A 6363-nucleotide genomic window follows, 5' to 3' on the forward strand; every position below is an offset into this window, starting at 1 on the left:
GCCGACCCGCGGTCCGGGCGGCCCGGCCATCGACACCCCGGAAACCTTTGACTAGAGTCAAATGTTTATGGAGCCCGTGTCGGATCCCGTTCCGGAACCGGTGCCGGCGGAGCACGTGGCCGCCTTCCGCCGGTTCAACCGCTACTTCACGCGCCGCATCGGCGCCCTCGACGACCACTACCTGGGCCAGGACCGCCCCCTCGGCGAGGCCCGCCTGCTGTTCGAGATCGGCGACGGGGTCTCCCTGCGCGAACTGCGGAACCGGCTCCGTCTGGACGCCGGTTACCTGAGCCGGATGGCGCGGGCGCTGGAGGCGCAGGGCATGGTCCGCGTCGGGGTCCCCCCGCACGACAACCGGCTGCGGATCGTCGAGCTGACCCCGGCCGGGCGTGCCGAGGTCGAGGAGCAGAACCGGCGTGCCGACGCGCTCGCCGCCGGACTGCTCGGAGGGCTCACCCGGGACCAGCGCGCCGAACTGACCGGGGCGATGGCCACCACCCGGCGTCTGCTGCGGCTCGCGGGCATCGCGGTCGAGGTGGTCGACGGCGCCTCGGCGGACGCCCGCGCCTGCCTGGACGCCTACGCCGCCGACATCGACGCGCGGTTCCCCGAGGGTTTCGACAAGTCCGCCCTCGTACGGCCCGAGGAGGTGACCGGTCACGCCGGTGCCTTCCTGGTCGCGTACGAGGAGGGCCGGCCGGTGGGCTGCGGGGCGCTCAGGCGGCTGGAGCCCGGGACGGGCGAGATCCGGCACGTCTGGGTGCACCCCGGGGCCCGCCGGCTGGGCCTCGCCCGGCGGCTGCTCGACGGGCTGGAGCGGGAGGCGCGGGCGCGCGGGCTCGATGTCGTCCGCCTGGACACGCATGTCGTGCTCAAGGAGGCCCAGGCCATGTATTCGGCGTGCGGCTACACCGAGATCCCGCGCTACGACGACAACGTGTACGCGGGCCACTGGTTCGAGAAGCGGCTGGGCACCGGGTCCGCCGCCTGACCATCCCGCCATCAGGTCCCGCACGCATCCGCGCAGCCGGACCCGGCCGGCGGGCCGGGTGCCGGTGTCGCGGATGACGAAGCGGATGACGAAGAGGAACGCTTCCCGAATCGGTACGACGGCTCGCTCCCGGACCCGGCGGCGTGGCGTACGTCGCCGGGGAGGCACGGACCGTGCGGGCGGTACGCCAGGTGCTCGTCCGGGCGGCGGGCCGGGACCGGCGAGGTGCTCACCGAGCCGTTCGGTGCGCCGGGCGGGCGCGGCATGGAGTGATCACTGGCCGCACTGGGAGTCCGCCGGGCAGAAGGAGGCCAGTGCGGTGTCGAGCGGCTCGCGGACCAGGGCGGCGGACAGGTCCTCGGGGCCGCTGGCGCGGATCGCGTAGAGCGTTCCGTCGGCGGCCTGGAAGCGGTGGTCGACGACCCGGCGGGCGCCCTTGTCCTTGTCGTCGTAGCGGTACGAGAGCTCGACCCAGGTGTCGCCCGAGGCCCGGTCCTCGGCCTGGTAGCCGGGCTGCTGGGAGTAGCCGTAACCGGGGTCGTTCTCGGCCATGTCCAGGGACTCGGCCGGGGTGGACTCGGAGAGCTCGAAGATCTGCAGCTGGCGGCCGTCGGACGGGGACTCGTAGAAGACCACCGCGGCCTTCTCGCCGTGCTTCTGCCTGCGGGTCCAGCCCGTGGGGACGTCGAGTGTGTAGCCCACCGGGTCGTGCGCGGTGCGGTAGCCGGTGGGGGGCGAGGAGGCGGGCGTCGAGTCGGAGGGGGTCTCGGACGGGGTGTCGGACGGGGTGTCCGGCGGGGACGAGGGCTCCGGCGCCGGGGTGCTGACGCCGACGCTGCTGGAAGGACCCGCCCCGGTCGCGGTGCTCCGGTCGCCGGTGAAGTACCAGACGCCCAGACCGGATCCCGCGGCGACGACGATGACGACGAGCACGAGCAGCAGACGGCCGGGGCCGCTTCCGGTGCCCGGCCGGGGGCCGGTCACCGGCTGGTACGGAGGCGTCGGCCCGGACGGGGCCCAGGGCTGCGGCGGCACGGGAGGCGGCCCCTGGGCCGGCGTGGGCGGCGGCGTGTGGACCGGGGGCGTGTGGACCGGGGGCGCCGGCACCCCGACGTACGTCTCGGCCGACGCCCACGGCGGCGGAGCCGGGGGCGGGTTGTCGTCGTGCCGGTGGACGGCCCACGGCGGAGGAGCGTCGCCCTCGTCCGGGCCGGCCGAGGGAGGCAGCGGATCGCCCGCCCGGCGGTCGGCCGCCGCGCGGGCCGCCGCGTCCTCCGGGCGGGGTGTGGCCCACGGCGACGGCGCCCGGTCCGTGCGGGTCTCGGCGGACGCCCAGGGCGGCGGCGCGTCCGGCTCGTGGGCGGACCAGGCTGCCCGGCCTCTCTCCTCGCTGGGTTCGTGCTCCGGCCCGGAACCGGAGCTGTGACCGTCCTGGCTGCCGCTGTCCCATCCGCTCATCGCGAACCCCCCGAATCACCCTGCTGGGTACCGCTCTTGACGGTAGCGGCGAAAACGGGTGCGGGCCCCGTTCCGGGGGAAATCCGGAACAGGGCCCGTGCAGGCTCGTGACAGAGACGCTCCGTCAGCCGGCTCAGATGAGGCCGAGGCCGCGGACCGCGTCGCGCTCCTCCTCGAGCTCCTTGACCGAGGCGTCGATGCGGGCGCGGGAGAACTCGTTGATGTCCAGGCCCTGGACGATCTCGTACTTGCCGTCCTTGGTGGTGACGGGGAAGGAGGAGATCAGGCCCTCCGGGACGCCGTAGGAGCCGTCCGACGGGATGCCCATGGAGGTCCAGTCGCCGTCCGCCGTGCCGTTGACCCAGGTGTACACGTGGTCGATGGCGGCGTTGGCGGCGGAAGCCGCCGAGGAGGCGCCACGGGCCTCGATGATCGCGGCACCGCGCTTGGCGACGGTCGGGATGAAGTCCTCGGCGAGCCACTTCTCGTCGTTGACGACCTCGGCGGCGTTCTTGCCGCCGACCGTGGCGTGGAAGATGTCGGGGTACTGGGTGGCGGAGTGGTTGCCCCAGATGGTCAGGCGCTTGATGTCGGCGACCGTGGTACCCGTCTTCTTCGCGAGCTGGGTCAGCGCGCGGTTGTGGTCCAGACGGGTCATCGCGGTGAAGCGCTCGGCCGGTACGTCCGGGGCGGCGGCCTGGGCGATCAGGGCGTTGGTGTTGGCCGGGTTGCCGACGACCAGGACCTTGATGTCGTCCGCGGCGTGGTCGTTGATGGCCTTGCCCTGGGGCTTGAAGATGCCGCCGTTGGCGGAGAGCAGGTCGCCGCGCTCCATGCCCTTGGTACGCGGGCGGGCGCCCACGAGGAGGGCGACGTTGGTGCCGTCGAAGGCGACGTTCGGGTCGTCCGTGATGTCGATGCCCTGCAGGAGCGGGAACGCGCAGTCGTCCAGCTCCATCGCGGTGCCCTCGGCGGCGTTGAGCGCCGGGGTGATCTCCAGGAGGCGCAGCTTGACCGGCACGTCCGCGCCGAGCAGCTGGCCGGAGGCGATGCGGAAGAGCAGGGCGTAACCGATCTGGCCGGCCGCGCCGGTGACGGTGACGTTCACGGGAGTGCGGGTCATGGCGTTCTCCGTATGACAGCAGGCGGTGGGGCGTCCCTGCCCCTGGGGTACGGGATCCCCGCCCCGGCTTGTGGCCGGGTGCCCGCCGCGATGATCGATCACGGGTATGAATGATCGATCTCTTGGCGTCAAGAGAGATCCAGCGGTCAGGCTATCGCGCCTCCGGGATCCGGGAGTGCCGGGACCGTGTGGCCCGTCCCACAGAGTGACGCAAGAAGGCGGCCGCCCGTCCGGGAGAGGTGAGACGAAGGCGGGGGGCGGGCGGGGGGGCCCGGGGCGGGGGGGGCGCGGGGGGGCGCGTGTCGGGGGCCCCCACCCCCGGGCGGGGGCGGGGGGCGCGGCGGGCCCCCCACCCTCGTGCACACCGGCCCGGGCGGGCGCGGGCGGGTTTGTGTGGCGCCCCCGGGCCCCCCCGTCCGGGGGCACCGGTTGCCGGACTCCCGTGGGGGTACCGTTCGCGTGCCCACGATCCGGCGGGTCATGCCTGTCTCACCCGGTCGGTTTTCCCCGGCCGGCGCACGGGGCGCGCCGACCGGTGCCGGAGGTGAACGTTTCTACTGCGTGCACGCCCTGCGGCCCGACGCCAGCGTCGCGCACGCCTTCGCCTCACCCGCGTCCTTCACGGCCACCATCGGGGTGTACGCGATGGTGTCACCCGCGGTGGTGATGTCTCCGGACCGCTTGACCTTGCCCACGGTGACCTGGACCCGGTCCCCCTGCGCGGCCCCGGTGATCCGGCCCCAGGCGGCGCCACAGGTCTTGCTGTAGCGGACCTCGAGGACGGTGTTGCCGATGGTGGCGCTCTTGGCCGTGGTGACCAGGTTGCCGCTGCACCCCATGCTCTCCGCGTCCTTGCCGGTGCATCCGGCGCCGCTGCACTTGACCCCGGCGGGCAGGTCGGCGGTACTGGCGGACGGGGAGGGCGACTTGGCCGCGCCCTCGTTCTTCTTGTCGCCACCGCGGTGGGTGAAGAAGAAGACGGCGGCGATCACGACGGCCATACCGACGACGCCCGCGAGGAACATCGTCAGCCGCCGCTTGCCCGCCCCCGCGGCGGAGGAGCCGCCGGGACGCGGTCCCTGCGGGGGCTCGGTGTACGGGCCCGGAGCCGCCGGGGCGGGGCCGGGGACGCCGGAGGCGGACGGCGCGGGGGCCGGTGACGTCGAAGCACCGCCGGACGGGCGGTGGCTCGTCGGCGACGGGCCCTCGTAGCCTGCGAGCCCCCAGGAGTTGGTGCCGCCCGGCGCGGCGGGCCGGGCGGCCTCCTCCCGGGCGGCCTCCTGCTGGGCGGCCTCCTCCCGGGCGCCGGCGTCGGGTGCCGTCGGCTGTGGCGGGATCGTGGGAGACACTCCCGCCGGCCCCGCGACCCCGGGAGTGACCGTCGTACTGCCGCCCTTGCCGGCCGCCTTGGTCCCGTTGGTGCCCGCGACGGGCCCGCCGAACTCCCCCAGCGCGGCGCGCGCCTGGGAGATCCGGATCGCCTCCATCGTCATGTCGTGGCGCATCTCCGAACGGCTCCAGGCGCGTTCGGCGAGCTCCCACATGGTCGTCAGGTGAATGGGATTGGTGCCGGTGACCTCGGCGAGCGCGACGATCGCGCCCTTGGGCGCGAGGAGCCGGCCGTTGAGGTAACGCTCCCAGGACGTCTTGCTGTAGCCCGTGCGGTCGGCCAGTGCGGCGATGCTCAGCCCACTGCGGTCCACGAGCCGCCGCAACTGGCTTGCGAACTCCCTGACCTGCGGATCGAGCTCATCCGGCAAGGCTTTCCAACGAGGCATCGGTTCCCCCTCTTCCCCCCGGTCGGTGCTGTTTCGTTCCCCGCGCCTTCCCCTGTGATCCCGCGCGCACGGGCCCCGGCCAGTCCCCGTCTGGCTACCCACGGGGATGCGTCCGTCGACGATCGCGGTTCCCGGGAAGGGGGCGCACGGGAGCAATAGGCCCGTTGGGCATGCACCGTTGCACGCCGATGGCTTCGCGGTCCACCGGACCGTCCCGATTGGACACGTTAGCCCGATTGCGCAGGGTCTTTCCGGCCTATCCGTGAACTTGTCAATACATCGACACAATGGAAGCACAGGCGTCGCCCCGCCCGTCCCCGGGCTCGCGGGTCACCCGAAGGCCATGGCTCCGGCGACGGCGGCCAGGAGCAGGACGAGGAGCAGCAGGACCGCGGACAGCAGCAGGCGGCCGACGGGACGGGGCGCGGGCTTCTCCTCGGGCCGGTCCCACCACGGGAGCGTGGGGTCGTCCTCGTACTCCTCGGTGCCGGCGGGTCTCCCGGCGCGGTCGGCCGCAGTCACCGGCCGGGGCCAGGCCTGGACCGCGAGTTCCCAGCGCACGGCGTGCCGTTCGGCGTCCGGGCCGGCCACGCCCGCGACCCGGCACAGGGCGTCGACGGCCTGCCGGGGCGGCGGCTGGACCGCGTTGAGGTAGCGCTGCCAGGAGGACTTGCTGTAGGCGGTGCGCGCGCCCAGCGCGACGAGGCTGAGGCCGGTGCTGTCCTTGAGGAGCCGTAACTGCTCGACGAAGTGCCGCACTTCCGGCGGGAGTCCCTCCGGCAGCGGTTGCCAGCCGCCCATCGTGCACCTCCACGGCCTGCCTCGGCTCATCGGTTCGCCCGCTCTGAGCAGGTGACGACGCCGGGCGGCCGATCGGTTCCCGGGGGCGGGCCGGGCGCCGGTCACGTAGCGGAACGGTCACCTCCGTGCCACAGCGCCCTGACAGGCGTTGAACAGGCCGTTCCCCGTGCAGGAGTGTGGGTCGTGGCGGCGGTCCGCCCCTGCTCGGGGGA

The 6363-nt window shown here is 73.8% G+C and carries 5 protein-coding genes; 1 reads left to right on the plus strand and 4 read right to left on the minus strand.

Annotated elements, in window-relative coordinates:
* The first annotated feature begins 67 nt into the window (after window positions 1-67).
* Window positions 68-991, plus strand: a complete 924-nt coding sequence (locus ACFW2E_RS02120; protein ID WP_384459942.1) for a GNAT family N-acetyltransferase — start codon at window positions 68-70, stop codon at window positions 989-991.
* A gap of 273 nt (window positions 992-1264) precedes the next feature.
* On the opposite strand, the gene ACFW2E_RS02125 is transcribed toward ACFW2E_RS02120, so the two are convergent.
* From ACFW2E_RS02125 to ACFW2E_RS02140, 4 genes are all read right to left on the minus strand, one after another.
* Window positions 1265-2449, minus strand: a complete 1185-nt coding sequence (locus ACFW2E_RS02125) for a hypothetical protein (protein ID WP_384459945.1) — start codon at window positions 2447-2449, stop codon at window positions 1265-1267.
* A 133-nt stretch (window positions 2450-2582) separates the two neighbouring features.
* Window positions 2583-3572, minus strand: coding sequence for a malate dehydrogenase (locus ACFW2E_RS02130; protein WP_384459948.1), 990 nt, complete (start codon window positions 3570-3572; stop codon window positions 2583-2585).
* 554 nt (window positions 3573-4126) lie between these two features.
* A complete protein-coding gene (locus ACFW2E_RS02135) occupies window positions 4127-5332 on the minus strand; it encodes a helix-turn-helix domain-containing protein (protein ID WP_384459951.1) in 1206 nt (401 codons plus the stop codon).
* 348 nt (window positions 5333-5680) lie between these two features.
* Complete coding sequence (locus tag ACFW2E_RS02140) at window positions 5681-6151, minus strand: helix-turn-helix domain-containing protein (RefSeq protein WP_384459954.1); 471 nt, start codon at window positions 6149-6151, stop codon at window positions 5681-5683.
* Between the last annotated feature and the right edge of the window lie 212 nt (window positions 6152-6363).

Origin of the sequence: Streptomyces sp. NPDC058964, assembly GCF_042741275.1 — a bacterium.
Classification (GTDB): domain Bacteria; phylum Actinomycetota; class Actinomycetes; order Streptomycetales; family Streptomycetaceae; genus Streptomyces.